We start from the raw sequence: 24,231 nt of genomic DNA on the forward strand, positions 1-24,231 counted from the left end.
GACATGAACGTAGAGGACAAGGTTGCGCAGACCGGATGGGCCGGTCTGCTCGACCCCGGCGAGGCGATCCTCTGGCAGGGCCGCCCCGGCACCGCCATCCGGCTGGGCATCGGCGATATCGCCCTCATGGTCTTTGGCACGTTTTTCGCCGGATTCGCCCTGTTCTGGATGGTCATGGCGTCGATGGCAGGCGGGCTGTTCTGGGTCTTCGGCTCGATCCATTTCATGGTCGGCCTCGGGATCATCTGCTGGCCCCTGCTGGGCCGCCCCTACCTGCGCCGCCACACCTGGTACACGCTGACCGATACGCGCGCCTTCATCGCCACCGAACTGCCGCTGAAGGGAAAACAGCTGAAAAGCTACCCGATCATCTCTGACAGCCAGCTGACCCTGGACGACGGCACACCCGGTTCGGTGATCTTCGCCTCGGAATGGCGGCGCGGCAAGAGGGGCAGCTACGAAACCCGCATCGGCTTCATGCAGATCGACGAGGCGCGCAAGGTTTACGGGTTGATGCGCGGCATCCAGCGGAGCGAGACATGACCTTCACCCCCGACCGCGCCACCTATATCCGCACCCACTGGATCATGGCCGCCGTGGCGATGGCGCTTGGCATGGCGATCCTCTGGGCGCTCGGCAACCCGCATGTCTGGACCGGCGCCATCGGCGGGCTGGCCGCCGTCGCCCTGCGCGGCTGGTACCTGATGGATGAGGAACTGGGCCATGCCTGGCGGCTGGAGGACGGCGTGCTGGTAGGCCCCGGCGGTCGCCGCGTGCCGCTCGACCAGATCGCGAAGATCCGGACCGTCGGCGCCGCCGTCCAACTGGTCACCAAAACCGGCGACAAGCACCTGATCAAGTTCCAGGCCGATCCGCAGGCAACCATCGCGCGGATCGACTCCGCGCGGGGCGCCTGAACGCGCCCCGACAGGTCTCACCCCGGATCGCCGGAATGCGCACGGGCCGCAGGCACCAGCCCGGACAGGACGCCGGGCGCGGCATAGCTGCGCCCGGCGGCAAGCCCATATGCGGAAGCGTCAAAGACCGGCGCGAGTATCAGGTTCCCGCCGCGCAGCAGCCCCACAAAATGCAGCTTGAGAGCGGGCACGCGCACCTGGAACACTGTGCCCGGCGCGACACCGCTTTCTTGCGCAAGCCGGTCGCGCACCCGGACCGTCGCACTGGTCAGGCCGGGCGCGCCCACGCCCGCAACCGTCCATTCATTGTTGCGCTGCGTGAGCTTGGCGGCGGTATAACCGCCAGCGTCGGTCTGCAGCGGGTAAACGATCAGCCCGGTTGCTGCCAACAGCCCGAGCGGATCGCCACCCCCGTAGCCCTGAAGCGCCTCCAGCGGTATGGCGAAATCGACCAGCGGATCCGTGGCACGCACACTCGCCGCCGCCCCGGCAGAGCGGAATCCCATCCGGGCTGCGTTCTGTGGCGTCACAACGGCCTGCAGCAGGGACAGCGCCTCGGGCAGGGCCCGCTGGCTGGTGGTCCGTTGCGCGGCGATATCGGTGCCGGCCACGACCTGGGCCTGGGATGTGGCGCCCAGACAGCACAGGGCGGCGGTCATGATAAAACGGCGCATCTCAATTCCCTCCCACATAGGTGATGTCCGAATAATCGGTCCAATGCGTGTGGTGGCCCGGGGACTGGACGTAATAATCGTAGGTTATGACCTCGTAGTCTCCGATGTTCGGCGGCCAGGGATCCTGGACGTGAACGACGATCTTGCCGTTCAGCACGGAATAGCCCATCGCCACCATCGTGTGCCCGCCACCGCCGGGCCAGGCCCAGGTAAAGGTGAAGGGGCGCCCCCGGCAGGACCCACCGACCGAGATTTCGGCCTTGAGATTGGCCCCGCTGAGCGCGCCGCTGGACTTTGCCTTGAACCCGTAGCGGCTGTATTCTGCCCAGCCGCCGCTGAGACAGCCGTTCGGCACGACAGAATTGCAGCAATCGCTGCGACCGAACCGATTGTTGGCCTGCTGGCATTGCGGCACGTCCACATTGCCGATGTAACTCATGACCATCTCGCCGCTTGCGGCCCAGCACCAGACACCGGTTTCCTGTGCGATGTTGCGCAGGTTCAGGACCGTGCCGATGCTGCCGGGATTACAGTCGGCATACCAGGCGTAGATATGGTCATTCGATCCGGCGATGCCGATCCCGGCGATCTGGTCGGCGCGTTTGCCCGCGGCCGGGGCAAAGGATTGCACCTTGCGGTAGACCTCCAGGTCCCGGGTCGTGCCGGAACTGACCGTCCCGTCGGCATACCAGGCCCAGACATGGTCGTCCGACCCCGCGATGCCCATGCCCACGATCGACAGCGGCCCTTTGCCGGCGGGCAGCTTGTAGGCATAAGGCGCCCTGTAGGCATCCAGATCGGTGCTCGTCCCGGCGCTGACCATGCCGTTGCGATAGAAGGCATAGACATGGTCGCTGGACCCGGCGATGCCCATGCCCACGATATCCGTGGTGTGGTAACCAGGCGGCAGGTTGTAGGACTGGCGCGGGCGGTAGGCGTCCAGGTCCTTGGTGGTCCCCGAACTCACCGTGCCGTCGGCATACCAGACATAGACGTGGTCGCTCGACCCGGCGATCCCGGTCCCGACGATCTGATTGAAATAGGCGCCGCTGGCCGCCGTCGATCCGTCGAGCGGCCGATAGGCGTCAAGATCCGTGCTGTTGCCGGAGCTCACCTGGTCGCCCGAGGCGGCGCTGGCGATCAGGCCAGCGGCGACAAGCCCGGCAAAGCCCATCCTTCGGCGTGTTCGGGACAAATGGTTGGATCGATCTTGCATGAAGGCTCCTCCCCTGATCACGAACGGTGGCAAGAGAGGGCACAGGTGTCATAGATCGCCCTCTACACACCGCACCACGGGTCCAGCCTGAAGGCGGGGGCCTGCACAGCGCCATGACCTGGATCATGTCGCATTTGAAAAACCGAATGTCTTGGTCGTGGCAGAGACGATTCGCCCCTCCGGCGTGGGGGCCTCGGCCGTCTCCAGTGCGCGCGACAGGTTCCCCCCGCGGCAGAAATACCCTAAAGCTCTGCAAAATTATGATCCGCCGAGAGCCGATGACCGCCCCCATCCTGATCCACAACGCCCGCCTGATCGACCCCGAGGCCGGGGAGATCTTCCCCGGCGCCCTCCTGATCGACGCCGGAAAAATTACCGAAGTCTTAACGCAAGACGTTGATTTCGAAGAGATGTTTCGCGCGCGAAACATCACGCCCGAGCGTATCGACGCGGGCAATGCCTTTCTTGCCCCGGGCATCGTCGATATCGGCGTGAAGGTCTGCGAACCGGGCGAACGGCACAAGGAAAGCTATGGCAGCGCCGGTCAGGCAGCGGCGGCGGGCGGCGTGACCACGATGGTCACCCGGCCCGACACCTCCCCCTGCATCGACGCGCCGGAAACGCTGGAATTCATCCGCCGCCGCGCGATCGAGGAAACGCCGGTCAACGTGCTGCCGATGGCGGCGCTGACCAAGGGCCGACAGGGACGCGAGATGACGGAATTCGGGTTCCTGCTGGATGCCGGGGCCGTGGCCTTTACCGATTGCAACAACGTGGTCAGCAATACCAAGGTGCTGAGCCGCGCGATGACCTATGCCCGCTCGCTGGATGCGCTGATCGTCGGCCACCCGCAGGACCCGGGCCTGTCGCAGGGCGCCGCCGCGACCAGCGGCAAGTTCGCAAGCCTGCGCGGGCTGCCCTCGGTTTCTCCGATGGCGGAACGCATGGGGCTGGACCGCGACATCGCGCTGGTCGAGATGACGGGCGTGCGCTACCACGCCGACAAGATCACCACCGCCCGCGCCCTGCCCGCGCTGGAACGGGCCAAGAAGAACGGCTTTGACGTGACCGCCGGGATCTCGATCCATCACCTGACCCTGAACGAGATGGACGTGGCCGACTATCGCACCTTCTTCAAGGTGACGCCGCCGCTGCGCTCCGAGGAGGACAGGCAGGCGGTGGTCGAGGCGGTGCGCAGCGGGTTGATCGACATAATCGGCAGCTATCACAGCCCACAGGACGAAGAGAGCAAGCGCCTGCCCTTCGAGGAGGCGGCCAGCGGCGCCGTGGGTCTGGAAACCATGCTGCCGGTGCTCCTGCGGCTGTACCACGGCGGCGAACTGGACCTGCCGACCCTGTTCCGCGCGCTGTCGCTGAACCCCGCGAAACGGCTGGGGCTGGACTGCGGGCGGATCGCCAAGGGGGCGCCGGCCGACCTGGTTCTGTTCGACGCGGACAAGCCCATCGTTCTGGACCGGTTCAAACTGCGCTCGAAATCCAAGAACACGCCCTTTGACGGCGCCCGCCTGCAGGGCCGGGTGCTGGGCACATGGGTCGGCGGCAAACGGGTGTTCCAGGCATGAGCGGCATGGTGATCCTCTGGGCCGCGCTTGGCTACCTGCTGGGCGCGATCCCCTTCGGCGTTCTGATCACTCGGGCGATGAACCTCGGCGACCTGCGCCAGATCGGCTCGGGCAATATCGGCGCGACCAACGTGCTGCGCACCGGCAACAAGGGGGCCGCGCTGGCGACGCTTCTGCTGGACGGCGGCAAGGGCGCGGCGGCGGTGCTGATCGCCCGCGCCTTCGAGGCCGACGGGATTGCCGTGCAGGCGGCGGGCGTCGCGGCCTTTTTCGGCCATTGCTTTCCGGTCTGGCTGGGCTTCAAGGGCGGCAAGGGTGTGGCGACCTTCCTGGGCCTGATGCTGGCGCTGGCCTGGCCCATCGGCCTTTTGTGCTGCGCCACATGGGCGGCGGCGGCCTACCTGTCGCGGGTGTCCTCGGTCGGGGCGCTGGCCGCCGCGGCGGGGGCGCCGGTCTGGATGCTGATCACCGAGCGTACCGATCTGCTGGTCAGCGCGCTCCTGCTGGCAGCGCTGGTCTGGTGGCGGCACTCAGCCAACATCGCCCGGCTGCGCGCCGGGACAGAGCCGAAGATCGGCCAGAAATAACCCCTCAGGGCACAACCTCGATCCGTGCGTCCACCAGCCCGGGTTCCGCGCCCCGGTCCAGACGAAAGCCTGCGAAACGATAGCCCCAGACCGGCTCGACCTGGGTCAGCCAGCCGATCAGCAGGTCGAAACTGACCGCCTCGAACCGCATTTCGATCCCGCCCCCCTGCCGCGCCGACAGCGTGGCCACATTGCCGGACAGGCCTGCCCCCTCAAGGCTGCGCTGCACCGCCGCCAGCCCGATCGGCTCTGCCGGTCCCGGTCCGGCGGCAGAGCGCAGGACGCGGGCATCCTCTGCCCGCGCCGCGACCCAGGCGCTCAGCGCACGGGCCTCTTCCAGCGCCGCGGCAGAGGCCGCGCGCCGCTCGGCCAGCGGCCAGAGCAGCCCAACCCCGGCGCCCAGCAACAGCACCAGCGCCATGACCCCCAGCAAGAGCCGTTCGCGCCCCGTCAGCCGCAAGAGACGTTCCACCATGCGCCCGGTCATCCGCCCTGCTCCGGGTCCTGGATCGTCAGGTCGGCCAGCACGCCGCCGCCATCGCCGCCCAGCCGCGCGTCGCGGACGGTGATCCGCAACCCCTCGGCGGCCAGGCTGTCGACCAGCGCATCGACCGCCGCGAAATCGCCCATCTCCAACACCAGCTGCAGCCCCTGTTCAGGCGCCCAGGCCACGGTATCCAGCCGTGCGCCCGCGCCGGACAGGACCGGCGCCGCCCCGGCGAACAGGTCCAGCGGAGAGCTGTCCCCGCTGCGGGCGCGCAGCGCGCTGCGCTGCTCTGCCAGCGCGCGGGCAATCTGGACCCGCATGTCGAGGATCGGGCCGGAGGGAATGAACTCTGCCCGTGTGAGGTCCATCGCGCGGGCGGTCAGCGAAGCGGTTTCCGCCTCCGTCGCGCGGATCACCGAGATCTGCGCCGCCGCCCAGAGCCCGGCCGCCACGGCACCGGTCAACACCGGCCAGCGCCAGGCGGAGATTTGTCGACGCAGCCGCGTGCGTGCCGCCTGTGGATCGGCCCGCAGGTCCAGCCCGGTTTCCCCACGAGAGAAGGCACGCAGTTCCGCTGCCTTGTCGCCGGGATCACTGATTAGGGGGATATTCCGGGCCGTAAGCCAGGCCTCGAACTCTGGCAGCGGCGGGCCAAAGCGATAGACCCGGTCGGGCGCGCCCTCGCGCGCCAGGATCGCCTCGGCCTGCAGACACAGCGCGGCCTCGGTGGTGGTCGTGCCATCCGCAGGGCCAAACCGGGCGCGCAGCCGGTCGGGTGTCCCGGCCAGGGTCCAGCTTGTCTCGTCGACAGGCAGCGCCAGGTAATCCGGCAGGACGGCGACGCAGCCCTTGCCAACCTGACCGCGCCATCGGTCCAGCGCCGCGCGCTCTGTCACCAGCACATGGGTCCAGCCTTCGGCATTGCCGTCCAGCGCATAGGGGCGCATCTGCAACGCGCCGGCCTCGGCCCCCAGAAGGTCCGCAAGCTGCCGCTGCGCCACCTGTTCCCGTGCGGCACCGCGCAGACGGTCCGGCAGGTCCAGCGCCACCAGCGGCACCGCCTCACCGGGCACAAGCACGACATGGCGCCCGCGCGGCGCGGGAGCGCCGACAGGCGCGGTGGCCAGGCCGGGGTCGTCCGGCGGGAAAGGGAGCTCTGCCAAATCAGCCATCTGGCAGACGATAATCGACCCGCACCCCGACGGGAAGCGGCTGACGAAACAGGACGGTCCGCCGCGACAGCCGCCGCCCTTCGAAGTCGACCGTGGCCCGGGCCAGGAACCAGTCGCTGCCCACCGTCAGGCGCGTGTCGTCCACCGCACCCGCGGTCGCGGGCGGCAGGGCCAGCAGCAGATCCGCGACCGACCCGAAAGGTGCGCGTTGACGCGCCGCCACCAGCGCCCGCGCCTGCGCGCCGTTCAACTGCGGCAACCAGGCGGCCAGCACGTCGGGCGGGGCCGTGTTCACATTCAGCCGCGTGTCGCTGGGCAAAGCGGCAATCAGCGGTGACAGGCGGGCGAACTGTCGATCCGTCAGGCCGGGGATGGCGCGCAGCTGGGCGATGTCCTTGACCGGCCCGCCCCTTGGCCGCATCCCCGGGTAGGCCGCCGCATTGGCCGGGCCGCCGGGCGACAGGAAGCCCCGGATGGCATTGGCGGTTTCCTGCGGCAGGCCCAACGCGGCCAGCAAGCTGGAAAAGGCCGCGCGCGCCTGCTGATCCTCGGGCACAGCCAGCCAATTGACGTTGAACCGCCCCTGCAGGTCCTCGATCCCGCCGCTGACCCGGGCCCGGTCCAGCTCGGCCCCCCGGATCGGCTGCGCCCAGACCTCCTGCGCGTGATCGGCGGGGCTGGAATCGCGTTCAAGCCGCGAGATCGCCAGCGCATCGAAGCCGTCCAGATAGGCCTCTGCCTGCGCCGCGCCTTGCCAGGCGCGCTGGCGTTCCACGCTGTGCCCGGCGCGCACCAGCAGCACGGTTGCCGCCGCCGCCAGCGCCCCCACCAGCACCAGCGCATTGACCAGGACGGATCCGCGCGTGGCGCTCATGGCATTGCCTCCAGCAGGCGGATGTCACCCAGCCCATCCACGGAAAAGGCCAGTTCGACGGCCTTCGGCAGCGCGTCGGAATACAGGTTGGCGACACGGGCAAAGGCGCGATCCTCGTCCGAGGCCTCCGGCCCTTCGGCAACAGGCCCGAACTGCCCGCCGCCCGATCCCTCAACCCAGCCCTGCCCCTCCCACAAGCTGCGCAGGCGAAAGACCCCGACCCCGGTCAGCAGCACACGATCGGGGCTGCGCTGCGCGGCCCCGGCGGGCGCGGTCACCGGCCAGGACGCCCGCGACAGGGACCCGGCCGCGCGGTCATGGCGCCACTCGACCCTCTGGAAAGGCGCGGTTGTCGTGTCGATCGCGGAAACCGTCAGCGCCAGCACCGTCCCATCGAAGAAGAGCGCCGATTGCGATGGCCCGTCGGGGGCGTGGAACAGGATCGGCGCGGCGCGGTCCAGATCGCTGCGCAAAAGCGCCAGCGTCACCGCCAGCGCCCGGTCGCGGTCATCCCGCCCGCCCAGCGCGTCGCGGGTGCGGATGGTGCCGTTGAGGGTCTGCATCCCCATCACCGCCACCAGCGAAAACAGCGCCATCGCGACGACGAGTTCGATCAGGGTCAGCCCGCGCGTGCCGCTCATCGCGCTGCGCCCCCGCCGGGCAGGAAGGTGACCAGCGTGGCCCCCGGCCCCTCTGACGAGGTCACGGTGATGTCGGCCCGGATCAGCCCCGCGGCGGTGGCCCGGCGCCGGGTTTCGACGCGAAACCGGTAGGGGCCCAGCGTGACGGTGCCGGGCAGGTCCGCGGCTCCGGGCAGGCGCAGCGCCTCTGCCCGGTTTTCCGCAGCCAGTTGCGCCAGCACGCGCGGCGCGGCCCCGCCCAGGATCAGCCGCGCCTGCCCGGTGGCCTTGAGCGTGGCCATCGTGCCCAGAGCCAGGATGGCGATGGCGATCACCAGTTCCAACAGGGTCAGGCCCCTTGTGGCGCGGCCTATTCGGGGGCGCATGACAGCCTGCTCCATCCGTCGCTGGCGCAACGCCAGGCCGTGCCGCCGCCAGAAAAGCTGAGCGCAAAGGCGCTGGTCCCGCCATCGGCCCGCAGCCTGATGCGCGGCGTCCCCACAGGCACAGGGGACGACGAGGTCAGGCGCGCCTGACCGCGCCAGTCATACAGCATCCGCGCCTCGTCCCAGCCCTCCGGGGTGCGCCGCGACAGGGTCAGGCCACGCGGCGTGATCTCCAGCCCCTGTTCCTGCCGAGCCATGATGGCCAGCGCCCAGCTTTGGTCGAATGTCCGCTGGAACCGCTGCGCGTCGCGTTCGGCACCGGGCACCGCCGCGCCCGTCGACAGGCCGACACCGACCGCCAGAATGGCCATCACGGCGACCGAGACCATGAGTTCCAGCAGGCTGAACCCCGCGTCGCCGAATCTCAGCCCCCCGTCCACGAGCCTATGTCCGCGTCTGCCCCCGTGCCGCCCGGCACCCCGTCGGCGCCATAGGTGAAGACGTCGAAATCGCCGTGCACGCCCGGTTGCAGGTATTGGTAGGGCCGACCCCAGGGGTCCTGCGGCACGCGGTCCATGTAGCCGCCCGAGGCCCAGTTGGCGGGCACCGGCTCCGCCGAGGGGCGGCTGACCAGCGCCGCCAGCCCCTGGTCCGTGGTGGGATAACGGAAGTTGTCCAGCCGGTAGAGGTTGATCGCCGCCTGGATCGCGGCGATGTCCGATTGCGCACGGGCGGCGCGGGCCTGGTCGGGCCGGTCGATGACGCGCGGCACGATGACCAGCGCGAGGATCGACAGGATCACCACAACCACCATGAGTTCGAGCAGGGAAAAGCCCGCGTCGGCGGGGCGGCGCGGCGCGGCTTGTGGTGTATTGCTCATATGCTCCCCCGCGCCCGAGGCGCCTCTTGACCCTGCGCCCGAGGCGCCTCTTGACGTTTTGCGGCGATCCTAGCCAAGAACCCCGGGGCAGACAATCGCCGCCACGCAGGGGGCCGCACGGCAGGGAGGGCCGGAATGGACGTCTTTTCGACCCTATTGCTGCTGCTGACAGCCCCTGCTGCCGGATCCTTCCTTGCGGTGCTGGTGGATCGCCTGCCGCGCGGAGAGGACGTTGTGACGGCCCCCTCGCGCTGCCGCGCCTGCAAGACCCGGCTGGGGCTGCGAGATCTTGTACCGCTTCTGTCCTATCCGCTGCTGCGCGGGTGCTGCCGCCATTGCGGCGCGCCCGTGCCCGGCTGGCTCTGGCTGATGGAGCTTGCGGCGCTGGGGCTGGCGGGACTGGCGATGTTGCGCGGCGGCACGGTCTGGGAGATCTGGTGCTCGGCCCTGCTGCTCTGGCTGCTGCTGGCGCTGGCGGTCAGCGACTTGCGCACATTCCGCCTGCCCGATGCCCTGACCGCCGCGCTGGCCGCGCTTTGCCTTGGCGCCGCACTGGCGCAGGGGCTGTTTGTCTGGGCACTGGCGGGCGGGCTGATCGGAGCGGGCAGTTTCCTGCTGTTGCGCATCGCCTATGCCGCCCTGCGCGGGCGCGAAGGGCTGGGCCTGGGCGACGTCAAGCTGATGGCGGGCCTTGGCGCCCTGACCGGCCCGGCCCAGCTGCCCCTGCTGGTGCTGGTGGCGGCGCTGATGGCGCTGGCGGTGGCCCTGCTGCGGCACCGCGCGCCGAAAGGCGATATGCCCCTGCCCTTTGGCACCGCGCTTTGTGTCGCTGCCGCGCTGCTGTGGCTGTTGCGCGAAACCATCCTCTAGGCGCATAAACCCCTCGCACATCGCGTCAGGATCGTTAGGGTCGGGCGCCACGACCTGCCCGTGAAACGGAGCCGCCATGACCGCCTCTTGCCGCCCCTTGCTCTCTGCCGCCCTGGTCTGCGCGCTGGCGCTGTCCCCGCTGCCGCTGGCGGCGCAGGATGCCGCCGATCCGCCTGCAGAGGCGCAGGACCTGCCCGAGATGGCCAAGATCGAACAGGCCTGGAACGCGGGGGATTTCGTCACCGTGCGGCAAGGGCTGAAGGTCCTGGCAGAAGAGACCGGCACCGCGCTGGCGCAGTACCGCTATGGCCGCATCCTGATCGAAGGACGTGGCGGCCCGCGCGATCCGAAGGGCGCGGCGCTCTGGCTGGAACGGGCGGTGGAACAGAACCACGCCGAGGCGGCGACCCTGCTGGCGCGGCTCTACCTCAGCCAGGTCCCCGGCGGGCCGGAGCGGGACGCGAAACGTGCGGCAGAGCTGCTGAATCGCGCCGCGACGCGGGGAGATGCGCCCGCGCAGTACCTGCTGGCCCTGCTCTATCAGAATGGCGACGGGGTCGAACGCGACACGGATGCCACCTACAACTGGCTGCTGGCCGCTGCGGAACAACGCCACGCCCAGGCCCAGTTCGCCCTGGCCGCGATCCATCTCAACAGCGAAACGGGCGACCGGGACGAGGGGATTCGCTGGCTGCGCGCCGCCGCCGGACAGGGGATCGCGGATGCGCAGATCCAGCTGGCTACGCTGCTGGACAGGCCCGACACCCCCGTGACCAACCGGGCCGAGGCGCTGGACTGGTATCGCCGCGCCGCCGAGTCCGGGCATGTGCTGGCCCAGCGGATGCTGGGCACCCGCTACCTGACCGGCGACGGCGTGACCGCCGATCCGCAAGAGGCGCTGCGCTGGCTGGGACAGGCGGCCCAGGCCGGGGACCCGGGCGCGATGAGCAACCTGGGCTACGCCTTTGCCGCCGGACAGACCCTGCCGCAGGACCTGAAACAGGCGGCCCGCTGGTACGGCATGGCCGCGGAGCAAGGGCTTGGCCGGGCGATGGTGGCGCTGGCCCGCATGTATGAGACCGGCGCCGGGGTAACAGCGGATTTCGACGCGGCCCTGGCGCTTTATACCAAGGCGCTGGACAGTGATGACGATGCGATGGCGCGGGTCGAGCTGGGACGCCTTGCCGCCGCCGGGCAACTGGACGGGCGCGTCGCGCCACAGCGCGCCGTGCCCTGGGTGCTGGCCGCGCTTCGGGCTGGCAACACCGAGGCACTGACCTGGCTGGAAACCCGGGCCGAGGCGGGCGACCCCGCCGCGCAATCGGCTCTGGGGCGGTATCTGCTGACCGAGGACGAGACACGCCGCGCCGAAGCCGTTTCGCTGCTGACCGCCGCCGCCGACCGGGGCAACGGACCGGCGCAGTTCGCGTTGGCGGGGCTGTTGGCGCGCGGCGATCACGGCAGCGCGCCGGACTATGTCGAGGCCCACAAGTGGTACAACATCGCCGCCACCTTCGGCCATCCGGACGCGCCCGAGCAACGCGAGGTGCTGGGCAACCTGATGACACCCGAACAGCTGGCACAGGCCCAGGCCGCCGCCCGCGCCTGGTTCGAGGCCGACGCGGCGCGCGGGCCGGTGCTCGGGGGGAACTGACCGTGCGCGCCGCCGTTTCCGCCCTGGCGATTGCGCTGGCGCTGTCGACGCTCCCGGCGCAGGCGCAGACCGATCCTCTGGCCGCCATGCGCACGGCGGCAGAGGCCGGGGACATGGCCGCGCAACTGGCCTTGGCCGAGCGGTTCGAAAGCGGCGACGGCGTGGTGCAGAACTTTGCCCGCGCCGCGCACTGGTACGGGCTGGCCGCCGAGGCGGGCAGCCTGCAGGCCGCCAACCGGCTGGGCCGCCTGCACCACGCGGGCCTTGGCGTGCCGCGCGACATCCCCCGGGCCGTCGCGCTGCTGGAACGCGCGGCCAAGGGCGGCGCGGCAGAGCACCTGTACGATCTGGCGCTGGTCCTGGAAACCACACGAACCGATGACGCCAGCCTGGCCCGCGCCGCCGAGCTTTACCGCAGGGCCGCCCAGGCGGGGCACACGGACGCGGCGGTGAGCCTGGCTGTGTTGTTGCAGAACGGCACCGGCGTCGCCCAGGATTTCGAGGAAGCCGCACAGCTTTACCGGCAGGCCGCGGACCAGGGCCACCTGCGCGCGCTCAACAACCTTGGGTTGCTCTACGTCCGTGGCAATGGCGTCGCGCAGGACTATGAACAGGCCGCAGCCCTGTTTCGGGCCGCGGCGGACCAGGGGCTGCCCCAGGCGCTGACCAATCTCGGCGTGCTCTACGAGAACGGCTTTGGCGTTCCGCAAAGTGACGACCTTGCCGCGCTCTATTACCGGCGCGGCGGCCAGGGCGGCACGGACGGGGCGCAGCCCCCGCATGCGATCTACGACCCCCGGCTGGCTCCTCCGCCCACGGACGAGGCGGGGTTGAAGGCGCTTGACCGGGCCGCGCGCGGCGGCGACCCGGTGGCGGAATTCCAGTTGGCTTACCTGATTTTGCAGCAAGGCACCCCAGATCCCCGCAATGCGATCCGGGCCGCTTCGCTGCTGCGCCGGGCCGCCGAGGCCGGGCACGCCCCCGCGATGGCCAACCTGGCCATGCTTTATTTCCGGGGCACCGGCGTGCCGCAGGACTACGTCATGGGGCAGATGTGGCTGGTTCTGGCCGGGTCCAGCGGCTTTGACGGCGCGACCGGGCTGAACGCACAATGGAGCGCCCGCATGACCGCTGACCAGGTCAACGAGGCCCAGAAACGGGCCGAGGCGAAATGGTCCGACTGGCGCGATGCGGAAAATTAGAAATACACGCAAAACGCGTGATTTCCTTGACCCGGCGTAACATCGCGATGCATAGTTCGCCCAATTCGGGGAAGCAGCTTTGCTGCGGCCCCAAAACTCCGTTGCACGGGAAAGATATGCGGAATTTCCGATACATACCCATCATCGCGACCGCGCTGACCACCAGCCTGGCCGGCATGGCGCAAGCCGCCGACCCTGTGGCACAGCACAACTCCACAGCGTTCTGGTTCGTCAACTGGCTGGGCCTGACCAATGCCACGCTGGATGTCGTCTCGCCCCAGGGCGAGCTGACGACTGTCTTTGCCGCTTCGGGGACGCCGGTCTTTGAACTGGACCGCGCCAAGGCAATGGACGGGGTCTATCGCTATGAACTGACCGCGGCGACCGACAGGCAAGTGAAGATCGTGAACCCGATCAACAACGGCCGTGGCGACAAGGCCTCGGACATGGCCGCGGAATCCTTTTATCTGACCGGCCAATTCATTGTCTCGAGGGGCGTCATCACGACCCCGGACGAGATGACCGAAGACGACAACTGACTTTAAAGACATCATAAGGCGCATGAGGAACAAGATTATGAGCAAAGCCAGCTTCCCGACCCGTGGACTTGCAGCGGCGGGCCTCGGCGCCTGCATGATGATCGGCCAGCAGGCCGCGGCGGACCAGGTTTTCCTGGACGACGTAATCATCGACGGCAGCCTTTGCGTCGGCACCGATTGCGTGAACGGCGAAAACTTTGGCTTCGACACGCTGCGGCTGAAGGAAAACAACCTGCGGATCAAGTTCCTGGATACCTCGAGCAGCGGCAGCTTTCCCACCGTGGACTGGCAGATCGTCGCCAACGACAGTACCAATGGCGGCCTGAGCTACCTGGCCTTCCAGGACGACAGCACCGGGCGCATCCCCTTCCGGGTCGAGGCCAACGCGCCGGCCAACTCGCTGTACGTCGAGGACGACGGTGACCTGGGCATCAAGACCTCGCAGCCGGCGGTCGACATCCACATCGTCGAAGGCAACACCCCCACCCTGCGCCTGGAGCAGGACGGGTCCGACGGATTCGCCCGCCAGACCTATGACATCGCCGCGAACGAGGCCAACTTCTTTATCCGTGACGTGACCAACGGCTCGCGCCTGTTCTTCCGGGCCAAGCCGGGCGCCCCGGAAGACAGCCTTTATATCGATTCGACGGGCGAAATCGGCATCGGCACCGACGCGCCCAGCGAGGCACTGCATGTGCGCCGTACCGACGGCAGCGCGACGCTTTATGTCCAGGAAACGCAATCGCCGGCGGCGCTGCGCAACCTGATCAAGCTGGACAACTTCGGCGAAGTCGGCCTGCGGATGCAAAACACCGACACCTCGGACAAATGGGCGCTGGCCACCGCTGGTGGCGGGTTCATCATCAACGGCAATGGTGGCGCGGCAGAGTTCACGCTGGCCGCCAACGGCGACCTGGCGATCACCGGCTCGATCACCACCTCGGGCAGCTGCTCGACCGGCTGTGACGCGGTCTTTGACGCCGATTACGATATCCTGCCGATCTCGGCCCGGGCGCAGATGATGTACGACCTGGGCTACCTGCCCAATGTCGGCCCCACCGCAGAGGCGGGCCAATACGACCTGACCAAGAAGGTCCTGGGCATGCTGAACGAGCTGGAACACGCGCATATCTACATTTCGCAGCTGAACCAGCGGATCGAAGTGCTGGAAGAGACGCTGGCCACCCAGGCCGACTGAACCGGTGGCGGGGTCCATGCCTCCGCCTTGATACGGGTGTGACATACGCCCCGTCTGCCCCCGCAGGCGGGGCGTTTTCACGCCACCTGCCCTGACTTGACCCGCCCCGCAGCCGGGCTGTCAAAACCACGCACAAGACCGGCTAGAAAGCCGGCAGGACTAAAGAGGGACACATGATCTCGGACACTCAAAGCCCCCGCACCGACTGGCTGCGCCTGGCCTTTGCATCGGCCATCGTTGTCGTGCTGGCCTATCTTTTCTGGACCGGGTCGCGGTATCCCGCGCTCGAAGAAAAGGCCATCATGTCGGGCGCCATCCAGTTGGAGGACCCCTTGGGCTTTGAGGCGAAATTCGCCCTGACCGAGGACATGACCGTGCTGGAGCGCATGTTCTGGTCGACGCTGAACTGGATCAACACCAACAAGAAGGGCATGACCTTCGGCGTGCTCTTTGCCGCCGCCTTTCTGACCGCGGCGCCCTATGTCCGCAGGAAAAGCTTCGAGGGCAGTTTTGCCAATAGCGCCCTGGGCCTGGTCATCGGCACGCCGCTGGGGGTCTGCGTGAACTGCGCCGCGCCGATCGCGCGGGGGATGTATTCCGGCGGGCTGCGCGCGGAAACCACGCTATCGGCCATGATCGCCTCGCCGACGCTGAACGTGGTGGTGCTGACCATGCTGTTCAGCCTCGTGCCCTTTTACATGGCGGTGACGAAGATCGCGCTCAGCCTGCTGGTCATCCTTGTGGTCGTGCCGCTGATCTGCCGCCGCCTGCCACAGACCCAGCTGCCCCCGGCGCAACGGGTGAACACCGTACCGCCCGCCCCGCAGCCCGGCGTGCACCACGCGCTCAAGGACGTGGTGATCTCTTACTTTCGGAACCTGTGGTACATCTTCAAGATGACGGTGCCGCTGATGCTGCTGGCGGGGATCATGGGGGCCATTGTGGCCACGCTCTTGCCGCAAAACCTGATCACCGGGCTCAGCTTCAGCCTGGTCGCGCTGATCCTGATCGCGCTGGTCGGGGTCTTTCTGCCGGTGCCCATCGCCTTTGACGTGGTGGTGACGGGGGCCTTGCTGGGGATTGGCCTCAGCCACGGCTATGTCATGGCGCTGCTGTTCACGCTGGGCAGCTTCAGCATCTATTCCTTCTTCATTGTGGCTCAGTCCGTTGGCAGGCGCGCCGCGGTCCAGCTGGGCGCCAGCGTCGCCGTTCTGGGCATGCTGGCCGGCGCCGGGTCGCATTACTATCACGAATGGCAGACCGACCGCGCGCTGCGCCTGCTGACCAGCGAGGTGCAGGACCCGCCGCGCCTGCTCTGGGCTGCCGAGGCCGCCGAGGGCGACCCCTGGACCGTGACCACCGAGGACGCGCCGCGGATCATCGTCGAGCCGCGCCCCTTTGCAGATCCCTCGCCTGCCGCCGACCGGGGGTTCACCCGGCTGGAGGGCTGGGAAATCGGGTTGGACCAGCCGATCGAGTTCACGATGGCCGACATGTGGCCCCCCTTCTGGGAGGGCCGCAGCCTCGCCTCTGGCGACATCGACAACGACGGCGACATCGACCTTGCCGTGGCCTCGACAGAGGTGGGCCTGCGCCTTTTTGCCAATGACGGGTCGGGCCAGTTCACGCCGATGGAGATCGACCTGGGCGAGCTTGCCAATGCGCCGGTCTTCAACGCCGCCATCGTCGACATCGACAACGACGGGTTCCGTGACCTGTTCCTGGCCACCTATCGGGGCGGGAATTTCATCATCATGAACGGGCCGGAGGGCTTCGGCCCGCCGCAACAGGTCGCCAACACCGAGGGGACCTTCCTGTCGATGGCACTGAGTTTCGGCGACGCGGATCGCGACGGCGACCTGGACCTGGGCCTGGGGAACTGGTCGGCGGGCTGGTATCGCCGCATCCCGGGCGAGGAATCGCGCAACCGCGTGGTCTGGAACGAGGAGGGCGCGCTGACCGGTGAGTCCTACACCGTCCTGCCCGGCATTCCGGGAGAGACGCTGTCGATGCTCTTCACCGACCTTGACCGCGACGGCAACCAGGACCTGCTGTTGGGCAACGACTTCGAGATCCCGGATTACTACTACATGGGCGATGGTGCGGGCGGTTTCCGCGCCATCACCTACCAGGACGGGACCATGCCGCACACGACGACCACGACGATGGCGATCAAGACGGCGGACTTGATGAACGACGGTGCGCCGGAACTGTACCTGGCCCAGATCGCCGGTCGGTCCTCGGGCGTGTCCAACATCCTCAAGATGCAGCCGCTGGAGCATTATTGCGAGATCATCAAGCGCGATGACCTGCGCGCCACCTGCGAAAAGAACATGGCGATCAAGACCTGGTACAAGTCGGGCAACAGTTTCGACCCGACCTATGCCAGCCGCTGCCAGGACCTGACCGGGCGCGACCAGGTGGAATGCAAGGCCATGCTGATCAAGGACCTGGCGATCCAGCGCAAGGATGCGGCGATCTGCGACATGATCCCCAAGGACCAGGTCAAGGCGCATTCCTACTGCGTCGTGCACTTCAAGCCGCCGCGCCCGATCGAGGCGCAGGAGGCGGACGCCGCCCTGCCGCAGATCAAGAACTACAACGTGCTGCTGACGCCGGATGGCGCGGGCGGTTATGCGGATGTGGCCAAGGACTGGGGCCTGCATATCGGCGGCTGGAGTTGGGACACCAAGATCGCCGATTTCGACGAGGACGGCTGGAAAGACGTCTATATCGTCAACGGCACCTGGGTTCCGAACGAGGTCAGCCCCTCGAACCTGTTCTTCCGCAACACCGGCAAGGGCTTTGTCGAATCCTCCGGCCCCTTCGGACTTGAGGATTACCTGATGACCGCCGCCGCGACGCAGTTCGACATGGACGGGGACGGCGATCTGGACATCGTGACCTACACGGTGAACGGCCCGCTGGCGGTCTTTCGCAACAATGCGCAGGTCAACAAGGCCCTGACCGTGTCGTTCGAGGATCTGCAGGGCAACCGCGACGGCATCGGCGCCGAGATCACGGTGACGGACGATCTGGGCGTGACCCGGATGCAGGAGATCCAGCTTGGCGGCGGCTTTATGTCCTTCGACGCGCCGGTGGCCCATTTCGGGCTGGGCGATGCGGACAAGGCCACGCGCATCGCGGTGCGCTGGCCCGATGGCGGCGAAACGGTGATCGAGGGCGATTTCGCCCCCGAGACCCAGTACCGCATCCGCCGGGCTGCGTCTGAATAAGGCGTCCGGGGCGACCGGAACGGGCCGCCCAGCATCCGCCGGGACATGGGTCCGGGGACAGGAATGGGCGGATTCCCGAGTGCATCCACTGCTGCCGGGATCAACCCCGTTGAACCCGGCCCCTTTTCACGGCAAGTAGAGGGGGTTCCCCTCAGGCATCGGAAGGTCATGGCCAAGCTCTACCACGTCCCCCTCTCCCCCTTTTGCCGCAAGGTCCGTCTCAGCCTCGCCGAGAAGAAGATCGAATGCGAGCTGATCGAGGAGCGCTATTGGGAAAAGGACCCGGATTTCATGCGCCGCAACCCGGCAGCCAAGGTGCCCGTGCTGCGGATCGACGGCAAGATCATGGCCGAAAGCGCGGCCATCTGCGAATGGATCGAGGAGAAATACCCCGAACCGGCGCTGATGCCGCGGACCGCCGACGCCCGCTACGAGGTGCGCCGCCTGGTCGGCTGGTTCGACGACAAGTTCCATAATGAGGTCACGTCGAAACTGCTGTACGAGCGGGTGAACAAGAAGGTCATGAAGGCCGGTTTCCCCGACAGCGGCAACGTCAAGGCCGGCGCCAAGGCGATCAAGTATCACCTCGACTACATGGCCTGGCTGCTGGATCACCGCCGCTGGCTGGCGGGTGACAACATGACCCTGGCCGATTTCGCCGCCGCCGCGCATCTCTCGGCGCTGGATTATATCTCTGACGTGGACTGGAACCGGTCGAGCGTGGTCAAGGACTGGTACGCCAAGATCAAGTCGCGCCCGGCCTTTCGCGCCATCCTGGCCGACCAGGTGCCGGGGTTCCCACCGCCGGCCCATTACGCCGACCTGGATTTCTGACAGGGGGGCGATCTTTCTGCGAAAGATCGGTGGGGGCGCTGCCCCCGTCCCTGCGGGACTCCCCCGGAGGTATTTTCAGCCCAAAGAAACAGGGGGCGTCGTGAACGGACTGACCGAGCGGCTGAAGGACGAGGCGCGAGAGATCGGTTTTGCCCGGGCCCGCGTCTGCCGCCCCGGCGACGTGCCGGAGGTGATGGAGCGGCTGCGCAGCTTTCTTGACCGGGGCTATCACGGGCAGATGGGCTGGCTGGGGGACCGGGTACACTGGCGCGGCGCGCCGGACGTGCTCTGGCCAGAGGCGCGGTCTGTCATCATGCTGGCCGAGAACTATGGCCCCGATCATGATCCACTGGACGTGCTGGAGCGGCACGACCGGGCCGCGATCAGTGTCTATGCCCAGCACCGCGACTATCACGACGTGGTCAAGAAGCGGCTGAAGCGGCTGGCGCGCTGGCTGATCGGCGAGGCCGGCGGCGAGGTGAAGGTCTTTGTCGATACCGCGCCGGTGCCGGAAAAGCCCCTGGCGCAGGCGGCGGGGTTGGGCTGGCAGGGCAAGCACACCAACCTCGTCAGCCGCGAGCTGGGGTCCTGGCTGTTCCTGGGCTGTGTGTTCACCACGCTGGACCTGGAGGTGGACGCGGCAGAACGCGATCACTGCGGGTCCTGCCGGGCCTGCCTGGATGTCTGTCCGACAGATGCCTTTCCCGCGCCTTACCAGCTGGACGCGCGGCGCTGCATTTCCTACCTGACGATCGAGCACAAGGGGCCCGTGGACGTGGCGCTGCGGCCCGCGCTGGGGAACCGGATTTACGGCTGTGACGACTGCCTGGCGGTCTGCCCCTGGAACAAGTTCGCCCGCCGCGCCGAAGAGGCGAAGTACCACGCGCGCGCCGACCTGATGGCGCCGCCGCTGGCGGACCTGGCCGCCCTGGACGACGCGGCATTCCGGGCGCGGTTTTCCGGCTCTCCGATCAAGCGGATCGGGCGTGACCGGATGGTGCGGAACGTCTGCTATGCCATCGGCAACTCGGGGCAAGCCGCTTTGCGCCCCGTTGCGCAGTCGCTTTGCGAGGATGCGGACCCGGCGGTGCGTGATGCCGCCCGCTGGGCCGTGCTGCGCCTGGGGATGGAACAGGGGGACGGGCGCTGAGCTGCCATCTCAGCGCCCGGAGCGACACCTCGGTTTCTTGGGAGAAAGAGCCTGTCACTCAGGCGTTAAATGGCAGCCGCACCCCTTTCGCGCAAGAGGCGCGCAAGGCAACGTGAGGTCCGTGACAACGGGCTTTGATTTGCGCCGATGAAACCCATGTTATGCAGGGACAGGACAGGACCCGATCCGAAAGGAGATCATTTTGGCAAAATATGAGCGAAGACCGGAGGTTATCCACAGCCTGACGCCCGAGCAGTACCACGTCACGCAGGAGAGCGGGACAGAGCGCCCGGGGACCGGCGAATACTTGCACATGAAAGAGCCGGGCATCTACGTGGACGTGGTTTCGGGCGAGCCGCTGTTCGCCAGCGCCGCGAAATACGAATCGGGCTGCGGCTGGCCGAGCTTTGTCAAACCCATCGAGCCGGACAATGTCGTCGAGTTGCGGGACACCACGCATGGCATGATCCGCACCGAGGTCCGGTCGCGTCACGGGGACAGCCATCTTGGCCATGTCTTTCCGGACGGACCGACGGACCAGGGCGGCCTGCGCTACTGCATCAACTCGGCCTCGCTGCGGTTCATCCACCGTGACGAGATGGCCGACGAGGGCTATGCTGAATACATCGACCAGGTGGAGGAAATCGAATGACTGACCGTGCTGTTCTGGCCGGAGGCTGCTTCTGGGGTATGGAAGAGCTGATCCGCAGGCTGCCCGGGGTCGAGAAGACCCGCGTGGGCTATACCGGCGGCGACGTGCCCAATGCCACCTATCGCAACCACGGCACCCATGCGGAGGGGATCGAGATCCTCTTTGACCCGGCCAAGATTTCCTATCGCCAATTGCTGGAGTTCTTTTTCCAGATCCATGACCCGACCACGCTGAACCGGCAGGGCAACGACCTTGGGATGAGCTATCGTTCGGCCATCTACTATGTCGACGAGGACCAGCGGCAATGCGCGCTGGATACCATCGCCGATGTCGAGGCCAGCGGACTGTGGCCCGGCAAGGTTGTGACAGAGGTGGAACCGGTGGGCGATTTCTGGGAGGCCGAACCCGAGCACCAGGACTACCTGCAACGCTATCCCGGCGGCTATACCTGCCATTTCCCGCGCGCCGACTGGGTTCTGCCCAAGCGCGACGCCGCCGAATGATCCGGGGGAAGCCATGCGAATGCGCATGGCTTCCTTGCCACATTGGGCAATCCCTTTTCTCCGGCCCGCCGCCTATATGCGGCGAAGGTCAGGAGAATGGAGAACAGACATGACGCCGACGGCATTCTGGGACGGGATTGCAGAGAAATACGCCAAACAGCCCATTGGCAACGTGGAAGCCTACGAGGCCACGCTGGACCGGGTACGGCACTGGCTGCGGCCCGACATGGCGGTGATGGAGATCGGCTGTGGCACCGGCACGACCGCGCTGAAGCTGGCCGGAAATGCCGCACGTATCCTGGGCACCGATGTATCCGGAGAGATGGTGCGCATCGCGAACGGGAAGGCGGCGGAGGTGCCGAATGTCACCTTCGATCAATCCCCGGCGGAGCGCGCAGGCGCCGGACAGGATTTCGACGCCGTGCTGGCCTTCAACCTGCTGCACCTTGTCGAGGACCCGGCGGCGGTGCTGGCCCATGTCCGGGGCCTGTTGCCCGAGGGCGGGCTGTTCATTTCCAAGACACCCTGCCTTGGCGGCAAACCCTGGTTCCGGCCCTTGATCTGGGCGCTGCAGAAGATCGGCAAGGCCCCCGGCCCCGTGCATTCGCTGCGACCCGGCCAGATCGAGGAGGCTTTGCGCGCAGCGGGTTTCGACGTGGTCGAGAGCGGAGGCTATCCGAAAAAGCTGCCCAACTGGCTGGTCGTGGCCCGCGCGGTCTGATCCCCCGTTTCCCGAATACGGCGCATCAGATTGCGAGACTGGAATTTGACTTGTGCCTCTCGGCGCCCCAAATAATCTGTCGATCCGGCAAACAGAATTGCCGCCGGAAACCAATGGTATTTGCGTAAAGGTCAACTGTTGCCTATTGTGCGCGATCCTTCGGCAATAGGGCAACGGGACGAGGCAAGACTACGTGACACCAGGTACGACCATTCGGAGCGGATTGATAAGGAAGGTCCTTTCCTTCATCAGGAGCACCAGCGCGGAATTCGCGCTGCCCATGCTGCAACGGCCACGGCACTTGCAGACGGCCGCCCTGTGTTACCGCGTCGAGGACGGTCGCAAACGCGTCCTTCTGATCACCAGTCGCGGCACCGGGCGCTGGGTCATTCCCAAGGGATGGCTGATGCGCGGCAAGAAGGCCAACGAGGCCGCCGTCGTCGAAGCCTGGGAAGAGGCCGGGGTGCGCCCGGGGCGGACAGCGGATCAACCCATCGGCACCTATGTCTATGACAAGATAAAGAATTCTGGGCTGCCGGTCACCGTCGAGATGCTGGTCTTTCCGGTCGAGGTCCGGTCGCTTGAGGATCAGTTCCCGGAAGCCCGGGAAAGGACACGCCGCTGGGTCACACCCGCCGAAGCCGCAGAGATGGTCGACGAGCCGGGACTGAAGCAAATTCTCCTCGGTTTCGGGGACAATTGACCCTGCAACCGTTTGATCTTGCCCCGAGGTCCCGTTTGACATAGGCCCCCCGGCCAAACGGGGGGAAATACATGTCGGACGAACACCTGGATCCAAGCCACCTGGAGACACTTGACCGCGACCTGGGCCGCCTGTCGACGCTGGAACAGGCAACCGCCTATGTCAGCCGTCCGATGATGGGATTCGGGATCGCGCTGCTTTTCGTGGTCTTCGCCGGGCTGGTCGCGGCGCTTGTCTTTGGTCAGACCAACAACACCTTCATCGTTGTCGTGGCCGCCGCTTTCGGCGCTTACATGGCCCTGAACATCGGCGCCAACGACGTGGCCAACAACATGGGGCCCGCCGTGGGCGCCAATGCCATGTCAATGGGCGCAGCCATCGTGATTGCGGCGATCTTTGAAAGCGCGGGCGCCCTGCTGGCCGGGGGCGACGTGGTATCGACCATCGCCAAAGGCATCATCGCACCCGAAAGCCTGGGGACCTCCGGGGCCTTCATATCCGCCATGATGGCGGCGCTGCTGGCCTCCGCGCTCTGGGTCAACCTGGCGACATGGGTCGGCGCGCCTGTCTCGACCACGCATTCGGTCGTGGGGGGCGTCATGGGCGCCGGGATCGCGGCGGCGGGGTTTGCCGCCGTCAGCTGGGGCCAGATGAGCGCCATTGCCGCCAGCTGGGTGATCTCGCCCCTGCTGGGCGGGCTGATCGCCGCCGGGTTCCTGTGGTTCATCAAGGCGCGGATCATCTACCGCGACGACAAGATCGCCGCCGCCCGCACATGGGTGCCCGTCCTCGTCGGCATCATGGCCGGGGCTTTTGCCTCTTACCTGGCGGTCAAGGGCCTCAAGAAGATCGTCAAGATCGATCTGGGCAGCGCCCTGATGATCGGTGTCGCGGTGGCCGTGATCGCCTGGCTGATCATGATCCCCGTGGTCCGCAAGCAATCGGCCAACCTGGAGAACCGGAACAAGTCGCTCAAGGTGCTGTTCGGCATCCCGCTGATCGTCTCGGCGGCGCTGCTCAGCTTTGCGCATGGCGCCAATGACGTGGCCAACGCGGTCGGCCCGCTGGCCGCCATCGTGCAGGCCTCGTCCACCGGGGATTTCACCCACGCGGTGGAAATCCCGCTTTGGGTCATGGTGATCGGCGCGCTGGGGATCTCCTTTGGCCTGTTTCTCTTCGGGCCGAAACTGATCCGGATGGTGGGCAACCAGATCACCAAGCTGAACCCGATGCGGGCCTATTGCGTGGCACTGTCGGCGGCGATCACGGTGATCGTGGCCAGCTGGCTGGGCCTGCCCGTCAGTTCGACCCATATCGCCGTGGGCGGCGTCTTTGGTGTCGGCTTCTTCCGCGAATGGGACACCGAGCGGCGGATGCGGAAGTCCAAGCTGGCGGTCACCGGCCTGCCGGCCCTCCCCCCTGAGGAACGCCGCCGCCGCAAGCTGGTGCGCCGGTCGCATTTCATGACCATCGTGGCGGCCTGGGTCATCACCGTGCCCGCCGCCGCGGCGCTGTCTGCCGGGCTGTTCCTGGTGATCCAGGGCATCGGCGGCTGAGCCTCTGTGGCGCCGAA

General features: G+C 67.3%; 26 protein-coding genes. 17 read left to right on the top strand and 9 right to left on the bottom strand.

The window, feature by feature from the left end:
• The first annotated feature begins 3 nt into the window (after window positions 1–3).
• Window positions 4–543 (top strand): aspartate carbamoyltransferase catalytic subunit, encoded by a 540-nt coding sequence (locus KZZ07_RS09980; protein WP_219513886.1) that lies wholly within the window; start codon window positions 4–6, stop codon window positions 541–543.
• The gene (locus KZZ07_RS09985; protein WP_219513888.1) at window positions 540–917 is read left to right on the top strand and encodes a hypothetical protein; all 378 of its coding nucleotides are present in this window, start codon (window positions 540–542) and stop codon (window positions 915–917) included. The genes KZZ07_RS09980 and KZZ07_RS09985 overlap by 4 nt, the downstream gene beginning before the upstream one ends.
• Before the next feature lie 17 nt (window positions 918–934).
• On the opposite strand, the gene KZZ07_RS09990 is transcribed toward KZZ07_RS09985, so the two are convergent.
• Window positions 935–1,591 (bottom strand): hypothetical protein, encoded by a 657-nt coding sequence (locus KZZ07_RS09990; RefSeq protein WP_219513890.1) that lies wholly within the window; start codon window positions 1,589–1,591, stop codon window positions 935–937.
• Window position 1,592: 1 nt separating this feature from the next.
• Window positions 1,593–2,807, bottom strand: a complete 1,215-nt coding sequence (locus KZZ07_RS09995; RefSeq protein ID WP_219513892.1) for a papain-like cysteine protease family protein — start codon at window positions 2,805–2,807, stop codon at window positions 1,593–1,595.
• Between the two features lie 278 nt (window positions 2,808–3,085).
• On the opposite strand from KZZ07_RS09995, the gene pyrC reads away from it, so the two are divergent.
• Both pyrC and plsY read left to right on the top strand, forming a co-directional pair.
• Window positions 3,086–4,390 (top strand): dihydroorotase, encoded by a 1,305-nt coding sequence (gene pyrC, locus KZZ07_RS10000; protein ID WP_219513893.1) that lies wholly within the window; start codon window positions 3,086–3,088, stop codon window positions 4,388–4,390.
• Entirely contained in the window at window positions 4,387–4,977 is a 591-nt protein-coding gene (gene plsY, locus KZZ07_RS10005) for a glycerol-3-phosphate 1-O-acyltransferase PlsY (RefSeq protein ID WP_219513894.1), read from the top strand. The genes pyrC and plsY overlap by 4 nt, the downstream gene beginning before the upstream one ends.
• A gap of 4 nt (window positions 4,978–4,981) precedes the next feature.
• Here plsY and KZZ07_RS10010 read toward each other — a convergent pair whose 3' ends face one another.
• Genes KZZ07_RS10010 through gspG form a run of 7 tightly spaced genes read right to left on the bottom strand, consistent with a single transcriptional unit; the run spans window position 4,982 to window position 9,396 of the window.
• Window positions 4,982–5,464 (bottom strand): type II secretion system protein M, encoded by a 483-nt coding sequence (locus KZZ07_RS10010; RefSeq protein WP_219513895.1) that lies wholly within the window; start codon window positions 5,462–5,464, stop codon window positions 4,982–4,984.
• Window positions 5,461–6,627 carry a type II secretion system protein GspL gene (gspL, locus tag KZZ07_RS10015; protein WP_219513896.1) on the bottom strand — a complete coding sequence of 389 codons (1,167 nt, stop codon included), beginning with the start codon at window positions 6,625–6,627 and terminating at the stop codon, window positions 5,461–5,463. The genes KZZ07_RS10010 and gspL overlap by 4 nt, the downstream gene beginning before the upstream one ends.
• 1 nt (window position 6,628) lies before the next feature.
• A complete protein-coding gene (gene gspK / locus KZZ07_RS10020; protein ID WP_219513897.1) occupies window positions 6,629–7,510 on the bottom strand; it encodes a type II secretion system minor pseudopilin GspK in 882 nt (293 codons plus the stop codon).
• The gene (locus KZZ07_RS10025; RefSeq protein WP_219514013.1) at window positions 7,507–8,151 is read right to left on the bottom strand and encodes a type II secretion system protein GspJ; all 645 of its coding nucleotides are present in this window, start codon (window positions 8,149–8,151) and stop codon (window positions 7,507–7,509) included. The genes gspK and KZZ07_RS10025 overlap by 4 nt, the downstream gene beginning before the upstream one ends.
• The gene (locus KZZ07_RS10030; protein ID WP_219513898.1) at window positions 8,148–8,516 is read right to left on the bottom strand and encodes a type II secretion system protein; all 369 of its coding nucleotides are present in this window, start codon (window positions 8,514–8,516) and stop codon (window positions 8,148–8,150) included. Before KZZ07_RS10030 ends, KZZ07_RS10025 begins: the two co-directional genes overlap by 4 nt.
• Complete coding sequence (locus KZZ07_RS10035) at window positions 8,501–8,956, bottom strand: prepilin-type N-terminal cleavage/methylation domain-containing protein (protein WP_219513900.1); 456 nt, start codon at window positions 8,954–8,956, stop codon at window positions 8,501–8,503. The genes KZZ07_RS10030 and KZZ07_RS10035 overlap by 16 nt, the downstream gene beginning before the upstream one ends.
• Window positions 8,941–9,396 carry a type II secretion system major pseudopilin GspG gene (gspG, locus tag KZZ07_RS10040; protein ID WP_219513902.1) on the bottom strand — a complete coding sequence of 152 codons (456 nt, stop codon included), beginning with the start codon at window positions 9,394–9,396 and terminating at the stop codon, window positions 8,941–8,943. Before gspG ends, KZZ07_RS10035 begins: the two co-directional genes overlap by 16 nt.
• A gap of 135 nt (window positions 9,397–9,531) precedes the next feature.
• Between gspG and KZZ07_RS10045 the strand changes: the two genes are divergently transcribed.
• From KZZ07_RS10045 to KZZ07_RS10105, 13 genes are all read left to right on the top strand, one after another.
• Window positions 9,532–10,266, top strand: a complete 735-nt coding sequence (locus KZZ07_RS10045) for a prepilin peptidase (protein WP_219513904.1) — start codon at window positions 9,532–9,534, stop codon at window positions 10,264–10,266.
• A 76-nt stretch (window positions 10,267–10,342) separates the two neighbouring features.
• Window positions 10,343–11,920 carry a tetratricopeptide repeat protein gene (locus KZZ07_RS10050; RefSeq protein WP_219513905.1) on the top strand — a complete coding sequence of 526 codons (1,578 nt, stop codon included), beginning with the start codon at window positions 10,343–10,345 and terminating at the stop codon, window positions 11,918–11,920.
• 2 nt (window positions 11,921–11,922) lie between these two features.
• Window positions 11,923–13,122, top strand: coding sequence for a tetratricopeptide repeat protein (locus tag KZZ07_RS10055; RefSeq protein ID WP_219513906.1), 1,200 nt, complete (start codon window positions 11,923–11,925; stop codon window positions 13,120–13,122).
• A gap of 116 nt (window positions 13,123–13,238) precedes the next feature.
• On the top strand, window positions 13,239–13,661 hold the full coding sequence (locus KZZ07_RS10060; protein WP_219513907.1) for a hypothetical protein: 423 nt from the start codon (window positions 13,239–13,241) through the stop codon (window positions 13,659–13,661).
• Window positions 13,662–13,698: 37 nt separating this feature from the next.
• The gene (locus tag KZZ07_RS10065) at window positions 13,699–14,859 is read left to right on the top strand and encodes a hypothetical protein (RefSeq protein ID WP_219513908.1); all 1,161 of its coding nucleotides are present in this window, start codon (window positions 13,699–13,701) and stop codon (window positions 14,857–14,859) included.
• 173 nt (window positions 14,860–15,032) lie between these two features.
• Entirely contained in the window at window positions 15,033–18,095 is a 3,063-nt protein-coding gene (locus KZZ07_RS10070) for an FG-GAP-like repeat-containing protein (protein WP_219513909.1), read from the top strand.
• Window positions 18,096–18,263: 168 nt separating this feature from the next.
• Window positions 18,264–18,929 carry an FtsZ-binding protein FzlA gene (gene fzlA / locus KZZ07_RS10075; protein ID WP_219513910.1) on the top strand — a complete coding sequence of 222 codons (666 nt, stop codon included), beginning with the start codon at window positions 18,264–18,266 and terminating at the stop codon, window positions 18,927–18,929.
• Window positions 18,930–19,029: 100 nt separating this feature from the next.
• Window positions 19,030–20,079 carry a tRNA epoxyqueuosine(34) reductase QueG gene (gene queG / locus KZZ07_RS10080; protein ID WP_219513912.1) on the top strand — a complete coding sequence of 350 codons (1,050 nt, stop codon included), beginning with the start codon at window positions 19,030–19,032 and terminating at the stop codon, window positions 20,077–20,079.
• Between the two features lie 202 nt (window positions 20,080–20,281).
• Window positions 20,282–20,731 carry a peptide-methionine (R)-S-oxide reductase MsrB gene (gene msrB, locus KZZ07_RS10085; RefSeq protein WP_219513914.1) on the top strand — a complete coding sequence of 150 codons (450 nt, stop codon included), beginning with the start codon at window positions 20,282–20,284 and terminating at the stop codon, window positions 20,729–20,731.
• Window positions 20,728–21,234, top strand: a complete 507-nt coding sequence (msrA, locus tag KZZ07_RS10090; RefSeq protein ID WP_219513916.1) for a peptide-methionine (S)-S-oxide reductase MsrA — start codon at window positions 20,728–20,730, stop codon at window positions 21,232–21,234. The genes msrB and msrA overlap by 4 nt, the downstream gene beginning before the upstream one ends.
• A 109-nt stretch (window positions 21,235–21,343) precedes the next feature.
• Complete coding sequence (locus KZZ07_RS10095) at window positions 21,344–21,955, top strand: class I SAM-dependent methyltransferase (protein WP_219513918.1); 612 nt, start codon at window positions 21,344–21,346, stop codon at window positions 21,953–21,955.
• 301 nt (window positions 21,956–22,256) lie between these two features.
• The gene (locus tag KZZ07_RS10100) at window positions 22,257–22,658 is read left to right on the top strand and encodes an NUDIX hydrolase (RefSeq protein ID WP_255564266.1); all 402 of its coding nucleotides are present in this window, start codon (window positions 22,257–22,259) and stop codon (window positions 22,656–22,658) included.
• A 71-nt stretch (window positions 22,659–22,729) separates the two neighbouring features.
• Window positions 22,730–24,214, top strand: a complete 1,485-nt coding sequence (locus KZZ07_RS10105; RefSeq protein WP_219513922.1) for an inorganic phosphate transporter — start codon at window positions 22,730–22,732, stop codon at window positions 24,212–24,214.
• Window positions 24,215–24,231 lie beyond the last annotated feature (17 nt).

It is taken from the genome of Mameliella sp. CS4, assembly GCF_019392335.1.
Lineage (GTDB): Bacteria > Pseudomonadota > Alphaproteobacteria > Rhodobacterales > Rhodobacteraceae > Antarctobacter.